This is a genomic window from Enterobacter sp. 237C8 (assembly GCF_034106865.1).
GTDB lineage: Bacteria > Pseudomonadota > Gammaproteobacteria > Enterobacterales > Enterobacteriaceae > Enterobacter > Enterobacter asburiae_B.
Genome location: NZ_JAWNDF010000005.1, coordinates 127,791 through 149,971 on the forward strand (window position 1 = coordinate 127,791; position 22,181 = coordinate 149,971).

The following is a 22,181-nucleotide window of genomic DNA, read 5'->3' on the forward strand; positions in this document are numbered from 1 at the left end:
CATTAAAATTATTATTGATGCAAATGAAACTCATTATTAAGGCGGAATTTTATACAGAGGAAACGATTTTGTGTCAATGAGGGACAATTACGCAGGGGAACAAAAGGCGGTGTCAGAAAAACACCGCCGGAATAAGGTCTTAAATGAGGCTCTCTTTATCAATCCCGAGACGCTTCATGCGTGACAGCAGGGTGGTGCGTTTTAACCCCAGGCGCTGGGCGGCACCTTTTGGCCCGGCGACCACGCCGTTGGTCTCTTTCAGCACGCGCATAATGAGCTGATATTCATCTTCTCCCTCTTTCGCTGTCTCGGCGGCGGGCGCGGTCACGTCAGGAAGCGTAACCTCAGGCAGGGAGAGTTGCAGCACGTTACCGCGCGTCAGCAGCACCGCGCGTTCGATGACGTTTTCCAGCTCGCGCACGTTGCCGGGCCATTCCATCGATGAAAGAGTGCGCAACGTCTCGGCAGGAATACTGTCGATGTTGCGCCCCATCCGGCGTGCGATCTTCGCGGTAAAGGCTTTGACCAGCAGGGGGATATCTTCCGGGCGCTCGCGTAGCGGCGGCAGGAAGATGGGGAAGACGTTCAGACGATAGTAAAGATCGCTGCGAAACTCGCGGTCGGCGACCATTTTTTTCAGGTCACGGTTGGTGGCGGCAATCAGCCGCACGTCGGTCTGGATAAGCTTGTTGCTGCCCAGGCGCTCAAACTCCTGCTCCTGCAGGACGCGCAGCAGTTTCGGCTGTAGCTCCAGCGGCATATCTCCCACTTCGTCGAGGAACAGCGAGCTTTTGTCCGCCAGCTCAAAACGGCCCAGCCGCTGGCTGCTGGCCCCGGTGAATGCTCCGCGCTCGTGGCCGAACAGATCGCTTTCCAGCAGTCCCGCAGGCATCGCGGCGCAGTTCATCTTCACCATACGTCGGCTGTTGCGGTTGCTCAGGTTGTGGATGGCGCGGGCTATCAGCTCTTTACCCGTGCCGGTTTCGCCCAGAATCAGCACCGTGCTGTCGCTTTGCGCCACCATCTCAACCTGCTTAAGCACGCTGTACATGGCGTCGCTGCGCCCGATGATTTCACCAAACTCGCTGTCCACGTTGTTGAGCTGTTCGGTCAGGGCCAGGTTCTCATCCACCAGCCGCTCTTTCAGGCGATGAATTTCCTGATAGGCGAGGGCGTTATCCAGCGCGATGGAAATACGCTCGGCAATCTGGCGCAGCAGCTTCAGGTTGGCGGTGGTAAACACGCCCTCCTCGCACTGCGCCAGCTTTAGCACGCCCAGCATGGTGTTGCCGGACATCAGCGGCAGCAGACAAAGAGTCTGAATTTTATTGCCCCAGGTGTTAAACAGCATCCGCTCGTACGGCGCGACCGGGTCCTGCTCGTTCAGGTTGAGCAGGAGGATCTCTTTGCTCTTGAAGACCCGCTCGGAAAGGGTGCCCGCTTCGTCCACCTCGCTCTGCTCGTGCGCCGGGTTGGCTTCATCGAGATAGTGCGTGGAGTAGATGTTCAGCTTGCCCTTGCGATGGCCGCGCAGCGCAATGCTGATGGCGTCGATTTTGAAATAGTGGTGGATCTCTTTCGAGACTTCGCTGACCAGCTCGTCCATGTCCAGGCGGGAGAGCACGGCGTTGGTGATGGCGACCAGAATGCGGAAGTTGTCGCGCTCGCGGCTCAGCAGGTCGTAATCGACGTTATTGGTGACGCGGCTTTGGATCTGCTCCGCGACGACGGCCACAATCTGGGTAAAGGTGTGCAGGCGCTCGTATTCCGCCTCGCTCCAGGGCTGGTCGGTCGTGCGGATAAACTCGCAGCCGCCAAAAATCTGGCCCTCAGCCGCCAGCGGCAGCATGCAGTAATGTCCGAAAGGCTGATAGAGGTTGCTCTCCGCCAGCTTCGGCCACGCCTGGCGGAACTCCGCAAAGTTGCAGTGCAGCACTTCTGGCCGGGAGAGTATGCGGCGCACCGGGCCATGCGCCAGATACGTTTCGTCTTCGTATTCAAACGTTTTGCCATTATCACGCGTCGAGTAGTAGCTCGCGCGCTGCGTTCCGCTATGCCAGAGCACAATCGCGGCGCTGTCCGCCAGCGCCGATTGCCTGACCAGCCGCGTCAGGGCATCGCTCAGCGCGCCGAGATCGGGCTGCTGTAAAAGTGTGCGCGTGATGTCAAACAGGCCCTGCTGTCCAAGATCGCTCATCGGTGTATACGGCATATTGCTTTCCAATAGAAACTGGCAAAAAAGAGACATTCAGTGCTGACCGCTTTTGGCGCGGTTCTAGCAAATACGGGGTAAGGGTTCCGCATGCGGCAGATCCAGCGTCCGTTTAACGCCATACAGCCCGGCCAGGCGCACCCCTTTGCGCTCAACCACTTCACCAATCATCGCCGCCTCTTTTCCTGACGGATGAGCCCGCAGCTGTTCAAGAACCGCTTCCGCTGACGCGCGTTCAACGCCAATCACCAGTTTGCCTTCGTTGGCGAAGTTAAGCGGGTCAAGGCCCAGCAGTTCGCAAAGGCCGCGAACGGCAGGCTTCACGGGCAGGCTACACTCGGTGAGTTCAATCCCGTACCCGCAGCTTGCTGCAAATTCGTGGACCACGGCGTTCACGCCGCCTCGCGTCGCGTCCCGCAGGGCTTTCACGCCGGGAATACCCCTCAGCGTCTGGATCAGCGGGGTGAGCACCGCGCAGTCGCTGCGCAGTTCCCCGTCCAGCCCCAGACCTTCGCGCAGGTTTAGGATGGTCGCCCCGTGGCAGCCCAGCGTTCCGGTCACGATCAGCACGTCGCCCACGCTAAGATGCTGTGCCGCCCAGTGAATATCGGCGGGGATCGCCCCCATGCCGGCGGTGTTGATAAACAGCTTGTCGGCCGCGCCGCGCTGCACCACTTTGGTATCGCCGGTGACGATAGCTATCCCCGCCTCGCGCGCGGTGTGCGCCATGCTGTTGACCACTACCGTGAGCGTCTCCATCGGTAACCCCTCTTCGAGGATAAACCCGCAGGAGAGGTAGCGCGGAATGGCGCCGCTGACCGCCACGTCGTTGGCCGTGCCGCAGACGGCGAGCTTGCCGATATCGCCGCCGGGGAAGAACAGCGGGTCAATCACGTAACTGTCGGTGGAGAACGCCAGCCTGTCGCCCTGCGAGGTGAGGGTCGCGAGGTCAATGCGCGCCTGGTCTTCCTGTTCGGCGAGCCAGGGGTTGTTGAAGGCTTCCATAAACAGCCGGTTAATCAGCTGCTGCATCGCCTGTCCGCCGCTGCCGTGCGCCATTTCAACCGTATTCATGCTTCACTCTCCTGGTTGCGATACTGATACCACGCGGCACACGCCCCTTCGGAGGAGACCATCAGCGCGCCAAACGCCGTTTGCGGGTTACAGGTATCGCCAAATAACGGGCATTGATGCGGTTTGCATTTACCGGTGAGCACGTCGCCGCAGCGGGCCCGGGGATCGTCGCAAACCTGCTGCGGCTGCGGGCGGAAATGCGCTTCGGCGTCGAATGCGCGATAGGTCGGCGTCAGGCGCACGCCGGATTCGGCAATCAGCCCCAGACCACGCCATTCGCTGTCGCCCTCAACGCTGAACACATCGGCTATCGCCTGCTGCGCCCGCTCATTTCCCGCATCCGGTACCACGCGGCGGTACTGGTTTTCCACGGTACTCAGGGCCGCTATTTTCTGCTCAACCAGCATGGTGACACCTTGCAGTAGATCAAGTGGTTCGAAACCAGCGACCACTAACGGACGATTGTACTGTTCAGCGATAAAACCGTAGGCGTCTGTGCCAATTACCATGCTGACATGCCCCGGTGCCAGAAAGGCGTCAATGCCGTTTCCCGGCTCTTCCAGCAGGCTGCGCAGCGTGGGAATGAGCGTAATGTGCTGGCAGAAGAAGAAAAAATTCCCGACGCCGCGCGCTTTCGCCTGCTGCAGCGTGATGGCGGTGGCGGGCATGGTGGTTTCAAACCCCAGGCCAAAAAACACCACCTTGCGCGCGGGGTTGTCCTCCGCCAGCGTCAGGGCATCCATCGGCGAATAGACGATCCGGATGTCGGCCCCGCGCGCTTTCGCCTGCAGCAGCGAGCCGTTTTTCCCCGGCACGCGCATCGCGTCGCCAAAGGTGCAGAAAATGACGTCGGGCTGGCTGGCAATTTCAATACAGCTGTCGATGCGCCCCATCGGCAGCACGCACACCGGGCAGCCGGGGCCGTGGATAAACTCGATATTCTCCGGCAGCAGCTGGTCGAGGCCAAATTTGAAGATGGCGTGCGTGTGTCCGCCGCACACCTCCATGATCCGCAGCGGTCTCTCTTTGGTGTAGTCCAGCAGCGCCGCGCGCGTTTTCAGGTGCCCGATAAGCTGCAGCACCTGCTCGGGCGCGCGGTATTCATCAACGTAACGCATGGCTAACGCTCCTCGCCGTACAGCAGCGCGCCCACGTCAGGCTCCACGTCGAACATGTTTTGCAGGGCATCCAGCGTGTCGCGGGCTTCCGCTTCGTTAATCACGCTCATGGCAAACCCCACGTGGACGAGCACCCACTGGCCGAGACGCGATGCGCCCGTTTCATCGCTGCTGCCCACCAGCGTCAGGTCCACGTCGCGCAGGATGCCGCAGACCTCCACTTTGGCCTGGTTCCCGTCAATGGAATGGATTTGTCCCGGTACGCCTATGCACATCGTTCACTCTCCAGCCAGTTCAGCCAGGCGTCCATGCCGTCGCCGCGCGTGGCGGATACCAGCAGGATCTCAATCTCGGGATTCACTTCCCGGGCGCAGGACAGGCACTTATCCACGTCGAAGTTCAGGTACGGCAGCAGGTCGACTTTGTTCAGCAGCATGATGGAGGCGGCGGCAAACATATGCGGGTACTTCAGCGGCTTGTCTTCGCCTTCGGTCACCGAAAGCACCGCCACCTTGTGGCGTTCGCCCAGATCGAAGCTTGCCGGGCAGACCAGATTGCCGACGTTTTCAATAAACAGAATGCCGTTATCCGCCAGCGGCAGACGCGGGGCGGCGTCGGCAATCATCTGCGCATCCAGGTGGCAGCCTTTGCCGGTATTGACCTGAATCGCCGGGGTGCCGGTTTCGCGAATGCGCGCCGCGTCGTTAACGGTTTGCTGGTCGCCTTCAATCACCGCGCAGGAGACGCGCCCGTTCAGGCGTTTGAGCGTTTCCGTTAACAGCGTGGTTTTGCCGGAGCCGGGGCTGGAGACCAGGTTCAGAACCAGCTGTTTGCGGGCGGCAAAGCGCGCGCGGTTGCGGGCGGCGATCTGGTTATTTTTGTCCAGCACGTTGATTTCCACTTCCAGCATCTGGCGCTGGCTGATGCCCGGCGCGTGGGTACCCGCTTCGCCGTGGCCGTAGTGCAGATCGCCCGCAGCGGAGCGTTGCGGGGCGAAGGTGATACCGGTTAAAGCCGCAGCAGGACGCGGGGCAGGGGAAAAGGGCGCGGAGCGAAACGCGGAATGGGGGCGATGTTCATCCCCTTCTATATACAGGTTACCTTCGGCGCAACCGCAGGTGCTACACATACTTTACTCCTTCTCGATTTCGAGGCGTTGGATCTGCATGCCGTCGTCCGCCACGATGCGAAGACCGGTGCTCTGACACTGCGGACAGCGCTGAACCTTTGTTGACAGCAGGGTGACGTACTGCTGGCACTGCTCGCACCAGCACTCCGCCTGCTGCTCTTCAATATGGAGCTCGCAGCCTTCCGCCAGCGTGCCGCGACACACCAGCTCAAAACAGAAATTCAGGGCGCTGGGCTCGACGCAGGAAAACGCCCCGACCTTCAGCCAGACGCCGGTGATGCGCTTCGCGTGGTTTTGCACTGCCTGCTGTTCGATAAGTTCCAGAGCCCGCTGGCAGAGGGTGATTTCGTGCATGACGCCTCCTCAATGAATTGCGCCATTGAATGCAATAACGGTGCCAGCTTGATTTTTGTTAAGGCGTGACGATGTCAACGCTGTCGAAATGACACGTCGACACCACGGCGTTGACAGCGGTTTTGTAATTAAATCTATTTAAAATCAGCAATATAAAAACTGGCATGGAATCTGCTTAACAGCCGCTATCTCCATTAACCGGATACCTTCTATGACTATTTGGGAAATCAGCGAAAAAGCGGATTACATCGCGCAGCGTCATCAGCAGCTGCAGGACCAGTGGCACCTTTACTGCAACTCTCTGGTTCAGGGCATCACCCTCTCGAAAGCGCGTCTTCACCACGCGATGAGCTGCGCGGCGCAGGGCGACATGCGCTTCGTCCTGTTCGGCCATTTCACCATCAACGTTACCCTGGCGGATAACTTCAACAGCCACACCATTGAGTACCACCTCGAGACAAAAGACGGCGAAAAACAGTGTATTGCGAAGGCGCAGCTGATGGCCGATGGCATGGTGGACGGCCACGTCAGCAACCGCGATCGCCAGCAGGTGCTGGAGCACTATCTGGAAAAAATCGCGCCGGTCTATAACGGCCTGTACGCCGCCGTTGAACACGATCTCCCGGTCAACCTGAAGCAGCTGATGGATGGAAATACCTCAGCGAACGTGGCCTGACTCCTGCGTGTCGAGAAGTGTCGACAAGACAGTTTTTCGTCAAAAATGACTATCACCAGAGGATAACCCGGTGAACCGTTTTGTAATTGCTGACTCGACGGTCTGTATTGGCTGTCGAACCTGTGAGGCGGCGTGCTCGGAAACGCATCGCCTGCATGGGCTGCAGTCCATGCCGCGCCTGCACGTCATGCGTAATGAAAAAGAGTCTGCCCCGCAGCTCTGCCATCACTGTGAAGACGCCCCCTGCGCGGGCGTCTGCCCTGTGAATGCCATCACCCGCGTTGATGGCGCTGTCCAGCTGAACGAAAGCCTGTGCGTAAGCTGCAAGCTGTGCGGCATTGCCTGCCCGTTCGGCGCGATTGAATTTTCCGGCAGCCGTCCGCTGCATATTCCGGCGAACGCCAACTCGCCAAAAGCCCCGCCCGCGCCGCCGGCTCCGGCACGCGTAAGTACGCTGCTGGACTGGGTGCCCGGCATCCGTGCCGTTGCGGTGAAATGCGACCTGTGCAGCTTCGATGAGCAGGGCCCGGCCTGCGTGCGCACCTGCCCGACTAAAGCGTTGATTCTGGTTAACATTCGCGACATCGCCCGTACCAGCAAGCGTAAACGCGAGCTGACCATCAACAGTGATTTTGGCGACCTTTCTCTGCTACAGGCGCTTAACGAGGGGGCGAAATGAACGCGGCGATAATGATTACCAGCGCGGTAGCCTGTTTTGCTGGCGCCGCTGTTCTGGCGCTGATTTTCTCATTCCATAAAGCCCTCAGTGGCGCGATCGCCGGGATCGGCGGGGCAGCCGCTAGCCTGATGACGCTGGCAGCAGGCGGCGTTGTCCTGCTCGGCGGCCAGTCCGCAGAAACCGTAATGCCGCTGATTCGCCACACGGTTGAGATCACGCCCCTGAACGCCATCTGGCTGGTGACGTTTGGCCTGTGCGGGCTGTTTATCAGCCTGTTCAATATCGACTGGCACCGCCATCCGCACGCCAGGGCTAACGGCCTGCTGGTTAACCTGCTGATGGCTGCGGCGGTCTGCACCGTTATCGCCAGCAACCTCGGCGCGCTGGTGGTGATGGCGGAAATCATGGCGCTGTGCGGCGTGTTCCTGACCGGCTGCAGCACCTCCGGCAAGCTGTGGTTTGCGCTGGGACGCCTCGGGACGCTGCTGCTGACGCTGGCCTGCTGGCTGGTGTGGCACCGCTTCGGCACGCTGGACTTCGCTGCGCTCAACGGCCATCCGCTGGGGAACGACGTCTGGCTGCTGGGCGTGCTCGGCTTTGGCCTGCTCGCCGGGATTATCCCGCTGCACGGCTGGGTGCCGCAGGCGCATGCGAATGCCTCCGCGCCCGCCGCCGCGCTGTTTTCTGCGGTAGTGATGAAAGTGGGTCTGTTCGGGATTCTGGCGATTACGCTGACCGGCGGACAACCGCCGCTGTGGTGGGGCGTCGTGCTGCTGGTCGCCGGAATGATTACCGCGTTCGTCGGCGGCCTGTACGCGCTGATGGAGCACAATATCCAGCGCCTGCTGGCGTACCACACACTGGAAAATATCGGCATCATCCTGCTCGGCATTGGCGCGGGAGTGACCGGGCTAGCGCTCAATCATCCGGCGCTGATTGCCGCCGGGTTTATCGGCGGTCTTTATCACCTCGTCAACCACAGCCTGTTTAAAAGCACCCTGTTCCTCGGCGCGGGCAGCGTCTGGTTCCGCACCGGTCATCGGGATATCGAAAAGCTGGGCGGGATTGGCAAAAAGATGCCGGTGATTTCGCTGGCGATGCTGGTCGGGCTGATGGCAATGGCCGCGCTGCCGCCGCTGAACGGCTTTGCCGGGGAGTGGGTGATCTATCAGTCCTTCTTCGCGCTCGGCCAGAGCGACGCATTTATCGCACGCCTGCTCGGCCCGCTGCTGGCGGTCGGGCTGGCGATTACCGGGGCGCTGGCGGTGATGTGTATGGCGAAAGTCTACGGCGTGACCTTCCTCGGCGCGCCGCGCACCCGCGAAGCGGAAAACGCCTGCTGCGCACCCTTGTTGATGGGCATCAGCGTGGTCGCGCTGGCGCTGTGCTGCATCGCGGGCGGGGTCGCCGCGCCGTGGCTGCTGCCGCTGCTGGGCAACGCCATTCCGCTGCCGCTGACCGTGGCGAATACCACCGTCTCTCAGCCCATGATCGCGCTGCTGCTGATTGGCGCACCGCTGCTGCCGCTCGTCCTGATGCTGTTCTTCAAACGCGACCGACTCGCCTCCCGCTCGCGCGGTGCGGCGTGGGCCTGCGGCTACGAACACGAACAGTCGATGGTCATCACCGCCCACGGTTTCGCCATGCCGGTGAAGGAGAACTTCGCCGCCGTGCTGAAGCTGCGCCACTGGCTGAACCCGGTAGGCTGGGTACCCGGTTGGCAGAGCGCCGCCGCACCCGCGCTGTTCCGCCGTCTGGCGGTCATCGAGCTGGCGGTGCTGGTGGTCATTGTGATTTCACGAGGAGCCTGACATGAGTCTGTTACTGGCAATTCTTCAGGCGCTGGTGCTGTTCGCCGCTGCGCCGCTGCTGTCGGGCGTCACGCGCGTGGCGCGCGCCCGGATGCACAACCGTCGCGGGCCTGGGGTGCTTCAGGAATACCGCGATCTCTTTAAACTGCTCTCCCGTCAGAGCATCGCGCCGGACGCCGCAGGTTGGGTCTTCCGCCTGACGCCGTTTGTGATGGTGGGCGTGATGCTGACCATCGCCACCGCGCTGCCGGTGGTGACGGTGGCGTCGCCGCTGCCCGTGCTTGGCGATCTGATCACGCTTATCTACCTCTTTGCCATCGCCCGCTTCTTCTTTGCGATTGCGGGCCTGGACACCGGGAGCCCGTTTACCGGCATCGGTGCCAGCCGCGAGGCAATGCTCGGCGTGCTGGTGGAGCCGATCCTGCTGCTGGGGCTGTGGGTCGCCGCGCAGGTGGCGGGTTCCACCCACATCAGCTTTATCTCCCACACCGTTTACCACTGGCCGGTGGCGCGCTCGATCCCGCTGGTGCTGGCGCTGTGCGCCTGCGCGTTCGCGACGTTTATTGAGATGGGCAAACTGCCGTTCGATCTGGCGGAAGCCGAGCAGGAGCTGCAGGAAGGGCCGCTTACCGAGTACAGCGGCTACGGCTTCGCGGTGCTGAAGTGGGGCATCAGCCTCAAACAGCTGGTGGTGCTGCAGATGTTTGTCGGCGTCTTCTTCCCGTGGGGGCAGATGACGCACTTCTCCGCAGGCGGTCTGGTGCTGGCCGTCGTGGTTGCCGCCCTCAAGCTGCTGGTCGGCGTGCTGGTGATTGCTCTGTTTGAAAACAGCATGGCGCGCCTGCGTTTTGTGGAAACGTCGCGCATCACCTGGGCCGGTTTTGGTTTTGCATTTTTAGCGTTCGTCTCCTTGCTGGTGGCGTGATTAAAGAGAGTATTTATGTCTGAAGAAAAGAAAGGTCAGCAGTATCTCGCCGCGTTGCATCAGGCTTTCCCCGGCGTGGTGCTGGAGGAGTCCTGGCAAACCAAAGACCAGGTAACCGTCACCATTAAGGTGAACTATCTGCCGGAAGTGGTGGAGTTTCTGTACTACCAGCAGGGCGGTTGGCTGTCGGTGCTGTTCGGCAACGACGAGCGCCAGCTGTGCGGCAACTATGCGGTGTATTACGTGATGTCGATGGAGCAGGGCGAGAAGTGCTGGCTCACCGTGCGCGTGGAAGTCGACCCGGCTAAGCCGGAATACCCGTCCGTCACGCCGCGCGTGCCCGCCGCCGTCTGGGGCGAGCGCGAAGTGCGCGACATGTACGGCCTGGTGCCGGTCGGCCTGCCGGACGAGCGACGTCTGGTGCTGCCGGACGACTGGCCGGACGAACTCTATCCGCTGCGCAAAGACAGCATGGACTACCGCCAGCGCCCGGCGCCGACCACCGACAGCGAAACCTACGAGTTTATCAACGAGCTGGGCAGCAAGAAGAACAACGTGGTGCCGATCGGCCCGCTGCACGTCACCTCCGACGAACCGGGCCACTTCCGCCTGTTTGTCGACGGCGAAAACATCATCGACGCCGACTACCGCCTGTTCTACGTCCACCGCGGCATGGAAAAGCTGGCGGAAACCCGCATGGGCTACAACGAAGTGACGTTCCTCTCTGACCGCGTGTGCGGCATCTGCGGCTTCGCCCACAGCACCGCCTACACCACCTCGGTGGAGAACGGCATGGGGATCGTGGTGCCGGAGCGCGCGCAGATGATCCGCGCCATTCTGCTGGAGGTGGAGCGTCTGCACTCGCACCTGCTGAACCTCGGCCTGGCCTGCCACTTCGTCGGCTTTGACTCCGGGTTTATGCAGTTCTTCCGCGTGCGCGAGGCGTCAATGAAGATGGCGGAGATCCTCACCGGGGCGCGTAAAACCTATGGCCTGAACCTGATCGGCGGGATCCGCCGCGACCTGCTGAAGGACGACATGATCCAGACCCGCCAGCTGGCGCAGCAGATGCGCCGCGACGTGCAGGAGCTGGTGGACATGCTGCTCAGCACGCCAAACATCGAGCAGCGCACCGTCGGCATCGGCCGTCTTGATCCGGAAATCGCCCGCGACTTCAGCAACGTCGGCCCGATGGTGCGCGCCAGCGGCCACGCCCGCGACACGCGTGCCGATCACCCGTTCGTCGGCTACGGCCTGCTGCCGATGACCGTGCACAGCGAGCAGGGCTGCGACGTCATCTCGCGCCTCAAGGTGCGCATCAACGAGGTATTCACCGCCCTGAACATGATCGACTACGGCCTCGATAACCTGCCGGGCGGCCCGCTGATGGTGGAAGGCTTCACCTACATTCCGAACCGTTTTGCCCTCGGCTTTGCCGAAGCGCCGCGCGGGGACGACATCCACTGGAGCATGACCGGCGACAACCAGAAGCTCTACCGCTGGCGCTGCCGCGCGGCCACCTACGCCAACTGGCCAACCCTGCGCTATATGCTGCGCGGCAACACGGTTTCCGATGCGCCGCTGATCATCGGCAGCCTCGACCCGTGCTACTCGTGCACCGACCGCATGACCGTTGTGGACGTGCGCAAGAAGAAAAGCCAGGTGGTGCCGTACAAAGAGCTTGAGCGCTACAGCATCGAGCGTAAAAACTCGCCGCTGAAATAAGGACTCGCCATGTTTACCTTTATCAAAAAAGTAATCAAAACGGGCACGCAGACCAGCCGCTATCCGCTGGAGCCGATGCCGGTGGATAAAAATTTTCGCGGCAAGCCGGAGCACAACCCGCAGCAGTGCATCGGCTGCGCGGCCTGCGTCAACGCCTGCCCGTCGAACGCCTTAACGGTAGAAACGGATCTCAAAACCGGCGAGCAGGCCTGGCAGTTTAACCTCGGGCGCTGCATCTTCTGCGGCCGCTGCGAGGAGGTCTGCCCGACGGTCGCCATTCGCCTGTCGCAGGAATTCGAGCTGGCGGTGTGGAAGAAGGAGGACTTCCTCCAGCAGTCGCGCTTTGACCTGTGCCGCTGCCGCGTCTGCCAGCGCCCGTTCGCCGTGCAAAAAGAGATCGACTACGCCATCGCGCTGCTGCAGCACAACGGTGACGCCCGCGCGGAGCATCACCGCGAAAGCTTTGAAACCTGCCCGGAGTGCAAGCGTCAGAAGTGCCTGCTGCCGTCCGACCGCATTGATATCACCCGCCATATGAGAGAGGCCAGCTGATGGAAAATTTACTCGGCCCGCGCGACGCTAACGGCATTCCGGTGCCGATGACGGTGGAGGAGTCCATCGCCAGCATGAAGGCGTCGCTGCTGAAAAAAATCAAACGCTCGGCCTACGTCTACCGCGTGGACTGCGGCGGCTGCAACGGCTGCGAGATTGAGATCTTCGCTACGCTGTCGCCGCTGTTTGACGCCGAGCGCTTCGGCATCAAAGTGGTGCCGTCCCCGCGTCATGCGGACATCCTGCTGTTTACCGGAGCCGTCACCCGCGCCATGCGCTCGCCGGCGCTGCGCGCCTGGCAGTCCGCGCCGGACCCGAAAATCTGCATCTCGTACGGGGCCTGCGGCAACAGCGGCGGCATCTTCCACGACCTCTACTGCGTCTGGGGCGGGACCGACAAAATCGTGCCGGTGGACGTCTACATTCCGGGCTGCCCGCCAACGCCCGCCGCGACGCTGTACGGCTTTGCCATGGCGCTCGGCCTGCTGGAGCAGAAAATCCACGCGCGCGAGCCGGGCGAGCTGGACAACCGGCCTGCGGCCATCCTGCACCCGGACATGGTCCAGCCGCTGCGGGTGAAGATTGACCGCACGGCGCGCAGGCTGGCGGGCTACCGCTATGGCCGCCAGATTGCCGACGATTATCTGCGCCTGCTGAGCCAGGGCGACCATCAGGTGGTGCGCTGGCTGGAGGCGGAAAACGATCCGCGTCTCAATGAGATCGTGGCGAACCTGAACAGCATCGTGGATGAGGCGCGTATCCGATGAGTGAAACGGTGGTGTTCAGCCAGCTGAGCCGTAAGTTTATTGATGAGAACGATGCCACGCCGGATGCGGCGCAGCAGGTGGTCTATTACAGCCTGGCGATTGGGCATCACCTCGGGGTGATTGACTGCCTGGAGGCGGCGCTGAGCTGCCCGTGGCCCGAGTACCTGGCGTGGATCGCCACGCTGGAGGAGGGCAGCACGGCGCGGCGCAAGATGGAGGGCGTGCCAAAGTACGGCGAGATCGTCATCGACGCCAACCACATTGCAATGCTCGCCAACGCCTTTGACGCGGCGCTCGCCAGGCAAACCCCCGAGCAGCAGTCGTGGAGCAAAACGCTGCTCGGCATGCTGCACGATATTCACCAGGAGAGCGCCATCTACCTGATGGTGAGGAGATTACGTGACTGACGTTTTACTGTGTGTCGGCAACAGCATGATGGGCGACGACGGCGCGGGCCCGCTGCTGGCAGAGATGTGCGCCGCGAATCCGCAGGGCAATTGGGTGGTGATTGACGGCGGCAGCGCGCCGGAAAACGACGTGGTCGCCATCCGCGAGCTGCGCCCGGAGAAGCTGTTAATCGTCGATGCCACCGATATGGGGCTCAACCCCGGCGAGATCCGCCTGATTGATCCGGACGACATCGCCGAGATGTTTATGATGACCACCCACAATATGCCGCTGAACTACCTGGTCGATCAGATTAAAGACGACGTGGGCGAGGTGCTGTTTTTGGGGATTCAGCCGGACATCGTTGGATTTTATTACCCGATGACGCCGCCGGTGAAGGAGGCGGTGGAACGGGTCTATTCACGGCTTGCGGAGTGGGTTGGGGATGGAGGGTTTGAACCCCTCACCCCGGCCCTCTCCCCAGAGGGGAGAGGGTGAAAACCGCGCCGAGCAGTCCTTTATTCCCGGAGTAAAGAGGGTGAAAACCGCACCAAACGGTTCCCTCTCCCCTATGGGGAGAGGGTTAGGGTGAGGGGTAAGGACAGGCTACTCGAGATCCGCCCCGTTACTCGCAATCACCTTCTTATACCACCAGAACGATTTCTTGCGTTTTCTGTCCAGCGTGCCGTTTCCGGCGTCGTCGCGGTCAACGTACACAAAACCGTAGCGCTTGCTCATCTCGCCCGTTGAGGCGGCCACCAGGTCGATACAGCCCCAGGTGGTGTAGCCCATCAGCGGCACGCCGTCCTCAATCGCGTCGCCCATCGCGCGAATGTGCTCGCGCAGGTAGCTGATGCGGTAGTCGTCGTTGATCTCGCCGTTTTCATCAATGACGTCCTTCGCCCCGAGGCCGTTTTCCACCAGGAACAGCGGCTTCTGGTAGCGGTCGTACATCATGTTCATGGTGATGCGCAGGCCGAGCGGGTCGATGCCCCAGCCCCATTCGCTCACCTGAATATGCGGGTTACGCAGGGACTTCACGATGTTCGCCGCGCTGGTGTTGCCCGCGTTCATATCCGCCGACGCGCAGCGCGAGGCGTAATAGCTGAACGAGACAAAGTCGACGGTGTTTTTTAACAGCTCGTCGTCGCCCGGATCTTTCACAATCACCACGCCTTTTTCGCGGAACACGCGTGCGGAGTAGGCCGGGTAGCTGCCGCGCGCCTGCACGTCGATAAAGAACAGGTTCTCGCGGTCTTTCTCCAGCGCCATCCACACGTCTTCCGGCTTGCAGGAGTAGGGGTAGAAATTGCCGCCCGCCAGCATGCAGCCCACCTGGTTTTCCGGGTTCACCTCGTGGGCGATTTTGGTCGCCAGCGCGCTTGCCACCAGCTCGTGGTGCGCGGCCTGGTATTTCACCTGGTCTTCGTTTTCGCCTTCCTCAAACACCAGCCCCGCGCCGGAGAACGGGCTGTGCAGCATGATGTTGATTTCGTTGAAGGTCAGCCAGTATTTCACCAGCCCGTTAAACTCTTCGAAGCAGGTGCGGGCGTAGCGGGCGAAGAAATCGACCATCTTACGGTTGCGCCAGGAGCCGTACTCCGTCACCAGGTGCATCGGCACGTCGAAGTGGCAGAGCGTCACCAGCGGCTCGATGTTGTACTTTTTGCACTCCTCGAACACCGCGCGATAGAAGGCAACGCCCTCTTGGTTCGGCAGCGGTTCGTCGCCGTTCGGGTAGAGGCGGCTCCAGGCAATGGAAGTGCGGAACACCGTAAAGCCCATCTCCGCCATCAGGGCGATGTCTTCTTTATAGCGATGGTAAAAATCAATCGCTTCGTGGCTCGGGTAGAACTCGTCGTCACGCAGCGAAAAACGCTTTTCCTTACCGAGCTTCACCGCCAGGCGATTCGCGCCGTGGGGGATCATATCGACCGTCGTCAATCCTTTGCCGCCTTCACGGTAAGCACCTTCACTCTGGTTGGCGGCAAGCGCGCCGCCCCATAAAAATCCTTGTGGAAAAACAGACATTCTTACCTCGCTTTCAATTTATGCTTTTGCTGCGTTGTTCTGTACCGGTGCGGTCTGCAGGGCGCGTGCTTTTTCAGCCTCATCTTCGACCGGGATATCCTCAAACCCTAAAAGCAGGGTCAGAACAAAGGACAGCACCACTGCCAGCCCCATCACGCCGAACACCCAGACGATGGTCATCGGATTGGCCGGGTCAAAGAACTGCACGCTGGTGAACAGCCCCGGTGCCGCCATCGAGTGGCTGGCAAGACCGGCCATGCCGGCGACCGCCCCGCAGATAAAACCGCTTATCAGGCTCGCAATCAGCGGACGTTTCAGACGCACCGCCACGCCGTACAGGGCCGGTTCAGAGATCCCCGCCATAATGGCGGAGGCCGCCGCCGCCAGCGCCGTCTGGCGCAGCTCCGGGTTTTTGGTTTTCCACGCCACTGCCAGCGACGAGCCGCCGAGCGACAGGTTGGCGCCGATTTCCGACGGCATCACCATCCCTTCCTTGCCCGTTTCGGCAATGGTCTGAATGATGGTCGGCGTAAACACGCGGTGCATCCCGGTCATCACCAGCAGCGGCCAGAGCGCGCCCATGATGGCGACTGAGAGCCAGCCCAGGTAGCCGTGAATGGTGTAGACCAGCGCGGAGATGGCGCTACCGATCCAGATCCCCAGCGGGCCAATCAGCACGATGGCGAGCGGGGCGGCAATCAGCACGATCAGCATCGGCTTGAGGAAGTTTTTCGTCACCGCCGGGGTAATGCGATCCACCCAGCGTTCGATATACGACAGGCACCAGGTCATCACCAGCGCCGGGATGACGGTGTAGGTGTATTTCACCGCCGTCACCGGAATAAAGGCGAACTCAACGTGCTCGCCCTGCGCGGCTTTCGCCATCAGCTCGATAAAGCTCGGGTGCACCAGCACGCCGGCAATGGCGATGGCCAGCGACATGTTGGTTTTGAATTTCACCGCCGCCGAGGCCGCCACCATCAGCGGCAGGAAGAAGAAGGCGCCGTCGCCGATGACGGTCAGAATAGTGAGCGTCGGCGCGCCTTTTGGCAGCACGCCGGTCATCTCGAGGATCATCGCCAGCAGCTTGACCATCGAGCCGCCGATGATCGCCGGGATCAGCGGGGACATGGTGCCGATCAGCGCGTCGAGGATCCCGGCGCCAATGCGGCGTAAGGTCATCTTCTGCGGACCTTCCGGCACTGCGGGCTGCAGGTCCGTGGGCAGCAGGCTCACCACTTCGCGGTAGGCCTGTGAAACCGTGTTGCCAATAATGACCTGGCACTGGTTGTCGTTGCGCACCACGCCGAGCACGCCGCTGATGCTTTTCAGTCGCGCAGCGTCGGTCAGGCTTTCGTCTTTCAGTACGAAACGCAGACGCGTCATGCAGTGGGTGACGGCGACGATGTTCTCTTTGCCGCCCAGCGCGCTGATAACGTCGTTCGCCAGCGCAGCGTAATTTTTGGCCATCGGATGTGATCCTGTTATTGTTGTGAGACATGTAGGAAACCGGTTCCACATAATCATCATGAGTTTCTGTGAATGAAACAAGATCGCTTTTTGACCATTTTTTCGTTTCGTGATGCAGATCGCAATGAGGTATCGAAAGCGTGATTTCACCGCTGCGACAATTTTTTTGCAGTGCAGTACACTGCGCTCCATCAGATTCAGACGGAATAACACTATGACCACGATGCTTGAAGTGGCGAAGCGGGCAGGCGTTTCGAAAGCCACGGTGTCCCGGGTGCTGTCGGGAAATGGCTACGTCAGCCAGGAGACCAAAGACCGGGTGTTTCAGGCCATTGAAGAGAGCGGCTATCGCCCGAATTTGCTGGCGCGAAACCTGGCAACCAAACGTACCCAGACGCTGGGACTGGTGGTGACGAACACCCTCTATCACGGCGTCTACTTTAGCGAACTGCTGTTTCACGCCGCGCGCATGACGGAAGAAAAGGGGCGGCAGCTGATCCTCGCGGACGGCAAGCACAGCGCGGATGAAGAGCGCGAGGCGATCCAGTACCTGCTCGATATGCGCTGCGACGCGGTGATTATCTATCCGCGCTTCCTGAGCGTGGAAGAGATGGATGAGATCGTCGAGAAGTGCGAGCAGCCGATTATGGTGCTCAACCGCCGCCTGCGGAAAAACAGCAGCCACTGCGTCTGGTCAGATCATAAAGCCTCCAGTCAGGAGGCGGTGTCGCAGCTGATTGCGAAAGGGCACCGGGAGATCGCGTTTATCACCGGCTCGCTGGATTCCCCCACCGGGGTTGAGCGTCTCTCCGGCTACAAGGACGCGCTGGCGCAGCACGGTATTCCGCTGCGCGAGGGGCTGATTGCGCAGGGAAAGTGGAACCCCGCCAGCGGCGCGGCGGCGGTTGCCGAACTGCTTGCGCGCGGTGAACGGTTTACGGCGCTGGTGGCGAGTAATGACGACATGGCGATCGGCGCCATGAAGCAGCTCCACGACAGCGGCGTGGCCGCACCGGACGCGGTGTCGGTGATCGGTTTCGACGACGTGGCCATCGCGCCTTACATCGTGCCGTCGCTCTCCAGCGTGCGTATTCCGGTGACGGAGATGATCAAAGAGACCATCAGCCGCCTGATCTTCATGCTCGACGGCGGTGAGTTTAAGTATCAGCAAACCTTCTCCGGCGAGCTGGTGCTTCGCGACTCCGTTATTGACGGCCCGCACCGCTGATGTCGACAGCTGTCATCGTCATAAGTGACGATGACAGCACCATCGTGATTGTTAAATTCATCTAAAATCAACAGGTTAATTATTGGCACGGTTTATGAATATCTCCGCGCATAACTGTAATGCTGGAGAAGCAGATGAACCGTTTTATTATGGCCGATGCCAGTAAGTGTATTGGTTGCCGTACCTGTGAAGTGGCGTGCGTGGTTTCCCATCAGGCGGAGCAGGACTGCGCGTCGCTCACCCCTGACACCTTCCTGCCGCGCATCCACGTCATCAAAGGCGTGAATATTTCCACCGCCGCTATCTGTCGCCAGTGCGAAGACGCACCGTGCGCGAACGTCTGCCCGAACGGGGCGATTAAACGCGAGAAAGGCTTTGTGCACGTCATGCAGGAGCGCTGCATTGGCTGCAAAACCTGCGTGGTCGCCTGCCCGTACGGCGCGATGGAGGTGGTTGTTCGTCCGGTGGTACGCAACAGCGGCATGGGTCTGAGCGTACGTGCGGAGAAAGCCGAAGCCAACAAATGCGATCTTTGCTATCACCGCGACGCCGGTCCGGCCTGCATGGAAGCCTGCCCGACGCATGCGCTGGTCTGCGTGGATCGCGACAAGCTTGAGCAGATGAGCGCCGAAAAGCGCCGTCGTGCGGCATTCGACACGTCGTCATCGCTGCTGTTCTGAACCGTATGTGCAGTAACGGCGTACAGCTGCGCGTGCGCGGTAAAGTGCAGGGCGTGGGGTTTCGTCCCTTCGTCTGGCAGCTGGCGCAGGCGCTTCAGTTGACCGGCGACGTCTGCAATGATGGAGAGGGCGTGCTGGTGCGCCTCGCGGGTAATGGGGGGGCCTTTACCGCGAGGCTGCATCAGGACTGCCCACCGCTGGCACGCATTGACCACGTTGAAACGCAGCCGTTTACGTGGGCGCAGGTGCCGGAGGACTTTACCATCCGCCAGAGCGCGGGCGGGGCGATGGACACGCAGATCGTCCCCGACGCCGCGACCTGCCCGGCGTGCCTGGCTGAAATGCGCGACCCCGGCGAGCGCCGCTATCGCTATCCGTTCATCAACTGTACGCACTGCGGGCCGCGGTTTACCATTATCCGCGCGATGCCCTATGACCGTCCGGCCACGTCAATGGCCGCATTTCCCCTCTGCCTGCCGTGTGAGACGGAATACCGTAACCCGGCTGACAGACGTTTTCACGCTCAGCCGGTAGCCTGCCCGGACTGCGGGCCAGCGCTGGAATGGCGTGCGGGCGACATCACCGTTTCCCGTGAGGCTGCGCTGAGCGCGGCGGTGGCGATGCTGAAAAGCGGCGGCATAGTCGCGGTCAAAGGGCTGGGCGGTTTTCATCTCGTCTGCGATGCGCGTAATCCGCAGGCGGTCGCGACGCTTCGGGCACGCAAACAGCGACCGTCTAAGCCGCTGGCGGTAATGATCCCGAATGCGGACGGCGTGCCGGAGGCGATCCAGACGCTGTTACGCTCCTCCGCAGCGCCGATTGTGCTGACCCCAAAAGCCTCGCTTCCCGGATTTCCCGAAGGGATTGCACCCGGGCTCGATTGTATTGGCATCATGCTTCCCGCTAATCCGCTGCAACACCTGCTGATGATGGACTGCCAGCGCCCGCTGGTGATGACTTCCGCCAACCTCAGCGGCAGACCGCCTGCCATGACCAACCAGCAGGCGCTGGATGAGCTCGGCGACATCGCGGACGGCTTCCTGCTGCACAACCGCGATATCCTGCAGCGGATGGATGATTCGGTGATGGATCGCGACGGCGCGATGCTTCGCCGCGCGCGCGGTTTTGTGCCCGATGCCGTTACGCTGCCTGCGGGTTTTGAGAATATCCCCGCCATGCTATGCACTGGCGCTGAGATGAAAAACACCTTCTGCCTGGTGCGTGGCAGCCAGGCGGTGCTGAGCCAGCATTTTGGCGATCTCGGTGACGAGGGCGTCGAAGCGCAGTGGCGCGGCGCGCTATCGCTGATGCAGGACATCTACGCCTTTCAGCCGAAGCGCGTGGTGTGTGACGCCCATCCGGGCTATCACACACAACGATGGGCGCAGGCGCAGGGGCTGCCGGTCGAAACCGTACTGCACCATCACGCCCATGCGGCGGCGTGCCTGGCGGAGAACGGCTGGCCGCTCGACGGCGGAGACGCGATTGCCCTGACGCTGGACGGGATCGGCATGGGCGAGGACGGCGCGCTCTGGGGCGGGGAGTGCCTGCGGGTGAACTATCTCGCGTGCGAGCGTCTGGACGGGCTGCCTGCCGTTGCGCTGCCGGGGGGCGATCTGGCGGCGCGGCAGCCGTGGCGCAATTTACTCGCCCACTGCCTGGCGTTTGTCCCTGACTGGCAGCAGTACCCGGAAACGCGCGCGGTTCAGCGTGAAAACTGGCCGCTGCTGGCAACGGCGATCCGGCGCGGCATCAACGCGCCGCAGGCCTCGTCCTGTGGTCGCCTGTTTGATGCGGTCGCCTGCGCGCTGGGTATTGAAACCCAATCCTGGGAAGGTGAAGCGGCCTGCCGGCTGGAAGCGCTGGCCTCGCAGTGCGCGGGCGTCGACCATCCGGTGACGCTGGACGTGGATAACCTCGCGCAGTTCTGGCAGCAGTGGCTGAGCTGGCAGGCGGAATCCTGCCAGCGCGCGTGGGCGTTTCACGACGCGCTGGCAAAAGGGCTGGCGCAACTCGCCGCACGCCATGCCCGACGCCTGTCGCTGTCGACAATCTGTCTCACCGGCGGCGTGCTGCACAACCGTCTGCTGCGCGCGCGGCTGCGTCATTATCTTTCTGACTTTACGCTTCTTTTTCCTTCGCGCCTGCCCGCAGGTGACGGAGCGATCTCCTTCGGGCAGGCGGCGATCGCCGCTGCCCGGTCATGTTCACAAAGGACTTAAAATGTTACGACTCTTACGCAATGAACCTCGCGCCGCACTTCTGCTGCTGGCTCTGGTAATGGCAAACCTGCTGGCCTGGGGATGGGCATGGCACGCTTTTAGCGGCAGCACGGCGCTGATGGCCGCCAGCCTGCTGGCGTGGTGCTATGGGCTGCGTCACGCGGTGGACGCTGACCACATCGCGGCGATTGATACCGTGACGCGTAAGATGATGCAGCAGGGCAAACGTCCGTCCGGCGTGGGGGCGTGGTTCTCGCTGGGGCACTCCACCATCGTGGTGCTGGCCTCCATTGCTATCGCCGCGACCGCGACGGCGTTTCAGAAAAACATGGAATGGTTCCACGAAACCGGCAGCCTGATTGGCACCGCCGTTTCCGCCACCTTCCTGCTGGCGATGGCGCTGGTGAACATGGTGATCCTGCGCGGCGTCTGGCGCAGTTTTCAGGCGCTGAAACAGGGCAGGCCCGTGCAGGGCGACATCACGCTCCCTGCCCAGGGCGGCGTCATGAACTGGCTGTTTGGCAAAACCTTCCGCCTGGTGAATAAAAGCTGGCAGATGTACCTGGTCGGTTTCCTGTTTGGCCTCGGCTTTGACACGGCCACCGAGATTGGCGTGCTGGGGATCTCTGCCGCCAGCGCGTCAAGCGGGATGTCGGTGTGGTCAATCATGGTCTTCCCGGCGCTCTTCGCCAGCGGCATGGCGCTGGTGGATACTCTCGATAACCTGTTGATGGTCGGCGCCTACGGCTGGGCGTTCAACAAGCCGCAGCGCAAGCTCTACTACAACATGACCATCACCGGCACCTCCGTGGTGGTGGCGCTGTTTATCGGCGGGCTGGAAGCGCTGGGTCTGCTGATGGACAAATTTTCCCTCAGCGGCGGCGTGTGGGATCTGATTGGCACGGTAAACGACAATCTGGGCAACGCCGGGTTTGTGGTGGTGGGGCTGTTTGTCGCCTGCTGGCTGATCTCCATGGTCAACTACCGCTGGCGCGGCTACGACGCGCTGGTGGTACGTTCCTGAACCGGCTCCTGCACGGCGCAACCTCCGCGACTTCCTCAATGGCTGGCGCATAGCGGCATACCGATAAAAAAGATGCTGAAAATGTAGAACTTTTGCGGAATAAATATATTCCGCATT

General features: G+C 61.4%; 21 protein-coding genes. 13 read left to right on the forward strand and 8 right to left on the reverse strand.

The annotated features are described in order from the left end of the window. Window positions 1-139: 139 nt before the first annotated feature. The 6 genes from flhA to hypA form a co-directional block, all read right to left on the reverse strand. Window positions 140-2,212: a formate hydrogenlyase transcriptional activator FlhA gene (gene flhA, locus USF70_RS15655; RefSeq protein ID WP_320735775.1), complete on the reverse strand. Its 2,073-nt coding sequence runs from the start codon at window positions 2,210-2,212 to the stop codon at window positions 140-142. A gap of 63 nt (window positions 2,213-2,275) precedes the next feature. Beyond that, complete coding sequence (gene hypE, locus USF70_RS15660) at window positions 2,276-3,286, reverse strand: hydrogenase expression/formation protein HypE (protein ID WP_320735776.1); 1,011 nt, start codon at window positions 3,284-3,286, stop codon at window positions 2,276-2,278. Then, entirely contained in the window at window positions 3,283-4,404 is a 1,122-nt protein-coding gene (gene hypD / locus USF70_RS15665; RefSeq protein ID WP_320710947.1) for a hydrogenase formation protein HypD, read from the reverse strand. Before hypD ends, hypE begins: the two co-directional genes overlap by 4 nt. A gap of 2 nt (window positions 4,405-4,406) precedes the next feature. Beyond that, on the reverse strand, window positions 4,407-4,679 hold the full coding sequence (locus USF70_RS15670; RefSeq protein ID WP_023308975.1) for a HypC/HybG/HupF family hydrogenase formation chaperone: 273 nt from the start codon (window positions 4,677-4,679) through the stop codon (window positions 4,407-4,409). Beyond that, on the reverse strand, window positions 4,670-5,533 hold the full coding sequence (gene hypB / locus USF70_RS15675) for a hydrogenase nickel incorporation protein HypB (protein ID WP_039263378.1): 864 nt from the start codon (window positions 5,531-5,533) through the stop codon (window positions 4,670-4,672). The genes USF70_RS15670 and hypB overlap by 10 nt, the downstream gene beginning before the upstream one ends. A 3-nt stretch (window positions 5,534-5,536) precedes the next feature. Beyond that, the gene (gene hypA, locus USF70_RS15680; RefSeq protein WP_320735777.1) at window positions 5,537-5,887 is read right to left on the reverse strand and encodes a hydrogenase maturation nickel metallochaperone HypA; all 351 of its coding nucleotides are present in this window, start codon (window positions 5,885-5,887) and stop codon (window positions 5,537-5,539) included. Window positions 5,888-6,098: 211 nt separating this feature from the next. Between hypA and hycA the strand changes: the two genes are divergently transcribed. From hycA to hycI, 9 genes are all read left to right on the forward strand, one after another. Further along, window positions 6,099-6,563, forward strand: a complete 465-nt coding sequence (gene hycA, locus USF70_RS15685) for a formate hydrogenlyase regulator HycA (RefSeq protein ID WP_033146386.1) — start codon at window positions 6,099-6,101, stop codon at window positions 6,561-6,563. 70 nt (window positions 6,564-6,633) lie between these two features. Beyond that, window positions 6,634-7,242, forward strand: a complete 609-nt coding sequence (locus tag USF70_RS15690; protein WP_023308971.1) for a 4Fe-4S dicluster domain-containing protein — start codon at window positions 6,634-6,636, stop codon at window positions 7,240-7,242. Further along, a complete protein-coding gene (gene hycC / locus USF70_RS15695; protein WP_320735778.1) occupies window positions 7,239-9,053 on the forward strand; it encodes a formate hydrogenlyase subunit 3 in 1,815 nt (604 codons plus the stop codon). Before USF70_RS15690 ends, hycC begins: the two co-directional genes overlap by 4 nt. A 1-nt stretch (window position 9,054) precedes the next feature. After that, complete coding sequence (locus USF70_RS15700) at window positions 9,055-9,978, forward strand: respiratory chain complex I subunit 1 family protein (protein WP_284592852.1); 924 nt, start codon at window positions 9,055-9,057, stop codon at window positions 9,976-9,978. 15 nt (window positions 9,979-9,993) lie between these two features. After that, window positions 9,994-11,703: a formate hydrogenlyase subunit HycE gene (gene hycE, locus USF70_RS15705; protein WP_047059952.1), complete on the forward strand. Its 1,710-nt coding sequence runs from the start codon at window positions 9,994-9,996 to the stop codon at window positions 11,701-11,703. 9 nt (window positions 11,704-11,712) lie between these two features. Then, a complete protein-coding gene (locus tag USF70_RS15710) occupies window positions 11,713-12,255 on the forward strand; it encodes a formate hydrogenlyase complex iron-sulfur subunit (protein ID WP_320735779.1) in 543 nt (180 codons plus the stop codon). Then, entirely contained in the window at window positions 12,255-13,022 is a 768-nt protein-coding gene (locus USF70_RS15715) for an NADH-quinone oxidoreductase subunit B family protein (protein ID WP_069303230.1), read from the forward strand. Before USF70_RS15710 ends, USF70_RS15715 begins: the two co-directional genes overlap by 1 nt. Then, complete coding sequence (locus tag USF70_RS15720; protein ID WP_033146381.1) at window positions 13,019-13,429, forward strand: formate hydrogenlyase maturation HycH family protein; 411 nt, start codon at window positions 13,019-13,021, stop codon at window positions 13,427-13,429. The genes USF70_RS15715 and USF70_RS15720 overlap by 4 nt, the downstream gene beginning before the upstream one ends. Further along, window positions 13,422-13,907, forward strand: coding sequence for a hydrogenase maturation peptidase HycI (hycI, locus tag USF70_RS15725; RefSeq protein ID WP_064673529.1), 486 nt, complete (start codon window positions 13,422-13,424; stop codon window positions 13,905-13,907). The genes USF70_RS15720 and hycI overlap by 8 nt, the downstream gene beginning before the upstream one ends. Window positions 13,908-14,015: 108 nt before the next feature. On the opposite strand, the gene USF70_RS15730 is transcribed toward hycI, so the two are convergent. Next, window positions 14,016-15,440 (reverse strand): 6-phospho-beta-glucosidase, encoded by a 1,425-nt coding sequence (locus USF70_RS15730; protein ID WP_320735780.1) that lies wholly within the window; start codon window positions 15,438-15,440, stop codon window positions 14,016-14,018. An 18-nt stretch (window positions 15,441-15,458) separates the two neighbouring features. Beyond that, a complete protein-coding gene (ascF, locus tag USF70_RS15735; protein ID WP_032660344.1) occupies window positions 15,459-16,910 on the reverse strand; it encodes a PTS cellobiose/arbutin/salicin transporter subunit IIBC in 1,452 nt (483 codons plus the stop codon). Between the two features lie 214 nt (window positions 16,911-17,124). On the opposite strand from ascF, the gene USF70_RS15740 reads away from it, so the two are divergent. The 4 genes from USF70_RS15740 to USF70_RS15755 all read left to right on the forward strand — a co-directional run bounded on the left by USF70_RS15740 (window position 17,125) and on the right by USF70_RS15755 (window position 22,064). Then, window positions 17,125-18,138, forward strand: a complete 1,014-nt coding sequence (locus USF70_RS15740; protein ID WP_045888102.1) for a LacI family DNA-binding transcriptional regulator — start codon at window positions 17,125-17,127, stop codon at window positions 18,136-18,138. Window positions 18,139-18,272: 134 nt separating this feature from the next. After that, window positions 18,273-18,818, forward strand: coding sequence for an electron transport protein HydN (gene hydN, locus USF70_RS15745; protein ID WP_023308960.1), 546 nt, complete (start codon window positions 18,273-18,275; stop codon window positions 18,816-18,818). Between the two features lie 5 nt (window positions 18,819-18,823). Then, the gene (gene hypF / locus USF70_RS15750) at window positions 18,824-21,040 is read left to right on the forward strand and encodes a carbamoyltransferase HypF (protein WP_320735781.1); all 2,217 of its coding nucleotides are present in this window, start codon (window positions 18,824-18,826) and stop codon (window positions 21,038-21,040) included. A 1-nt stretch (window position 21,041) separates the two neighbouring features. Further along, the gene (locus tag USF70_RS15755) at window positions 21,042-22,064 is read left to right on the forward strand and encodes a HoxN/HupN/NixA family nickel/cobalt transporter (RefSeq protein WP_320735782.1); all 1,023 of its coding nucleotides are present in this window, start codon (window positions 21,042-21,044) and stop codon (window positions 22,062-22,064) included. Window positions 22,065-22,181: the final 117 nt, after the last annotated feature.

Excerpts from the sequence above, each read along its gene's own strand:
- hydN (WP_023308960.1), top strand. The coding sequence starts at position 18,273 with ATGAACCGTTTTATTATGGCCGATGCCAGTAAGTGTATTGGTTGCCGT.
- ascF (WP_032660344.1), bottom strand. The coding sequence starts at position 16,910 with ATGGCCAAAAATTACGCTGCGCTGGCGAACGACGTTATCAGCGCGCTG.
- hycA (WP_033146386.1), top strand. The coding sequence starts at position 6,099 with ATGACTATTTGGGAAATCAGCGAAAAAGCGGATTACATCGCGCAGCGT.
- USF70_RS15715 (WP_069303230.1), top strand. The coding sequence starts at position 12,255 with ATGGAAAATTTACTCGGCCCGCGCGACGCTAACGGCATTCCGGTGCCG.
- flhA (WP_320735775.1), bottom strand. The coding sequence starts at position 2,212 with ATGCCGTATACACCGATGAGCGATCTTGGACAGCAGGGCCTGTTTGAC.
- USF70_RS15700 (WP_284592852.1), top strand. The coding sequence starts at position 9,055 with ATGAGTCTGTTACTGGCAATTCTTCAGGCGCTGGTGCTGTTCGCCGCT.
- hypD (WP_320710947.1), bottom strand. The coding sequence starts at position 4,404 with ATGCGTTACGTTGATGAATACCGCGCGCCCGAGCAGGTGCTGCAGCTT.
- hypB (WP_039263378.1), bottom strand. The coding sequence starts at position 5,533 with ATGTGTAGCACCTGCGGTTGCGCCGAAGGTAACCTGTATATAGAAGGG.
- USF70_RS15670 (WP_023308975.1), bottom strand. The coding sequence starts at position 4,679 with ATGTGCATAGGCGTACCGGGACAAATCCATTCCATTGACGGGAACCAG.
- USF70_RS15755 (WP_320735782.1), top strand. The coding sequence starts at position 21,042 with ATGTTACGACTCTTACGCAATGAACCTCGCGCCGCACTTCTGCTGCTG.
- hycE (WP_047059952.1), top strand. The coding sequence starts at position 9,994 with ATGTCTGAAGAAAAGAAAGGTCAGCAGTATCTCGCCGCGTTGCATCAG.
- hypE (WP_320735776.1), bottom strand. The coding sequence starts at position 3,286 with ATGAATACGGTTGAAATGGCGCACGGCAGCGGCGGACAGGCGATGCAG.
- hypF (WP_320735781.1), top strand. The coding sequence starts at position 18,824 with ATGTGCAGTAACGGCGTACAGCTGCGCGTGCGCGGTAAAGTGCAGGGC.
- hypA (WP_320735777.1), bottom strand. The coding sequence starts at position 5,887 with ATGCACGAAATCACCCTCTGCCAGCGGGCTCTGGAACTTATCGAACAG.
- USF70_RS15730 (WP_320735780.1), bottom strand. The coding sequence starts at position 15,440 with ATGTCTGTTTTTCCACAAGGATTTTTATGGGGCGGCGCGCTTGCCGCC.
- USF70_RS15740 (WP_045888102.1), top strand. The coding sequence starts at position 17,125 with ATGACCACGATGCTTGAAGTGGCGAAGCGGGCAGGCGTTTCGAAAGCC.
- hycC (WP_320735778.1), top strand. The coding sequence starts at position 7,239 with ATGAACGCGGCGATAATGATTACCAGCGCGGTAGCCTGTTTTGCTGGC.
- USF70_RS15720 (WP_033146381.1), top strand. The coding sequence starts at position 13,019 with ATGAGTGAAACGGTGGTGTTCAGCCAGCTGAGCCGTAAGTTTATTGAT.
- USF70_RS15710 (WP_320735779.1), top strand. The coding sequence starts at position 11,713 with ATGTTTACCTTTATCAAAAAAGTAATCAAAACGGGCACGCAGACCAGC.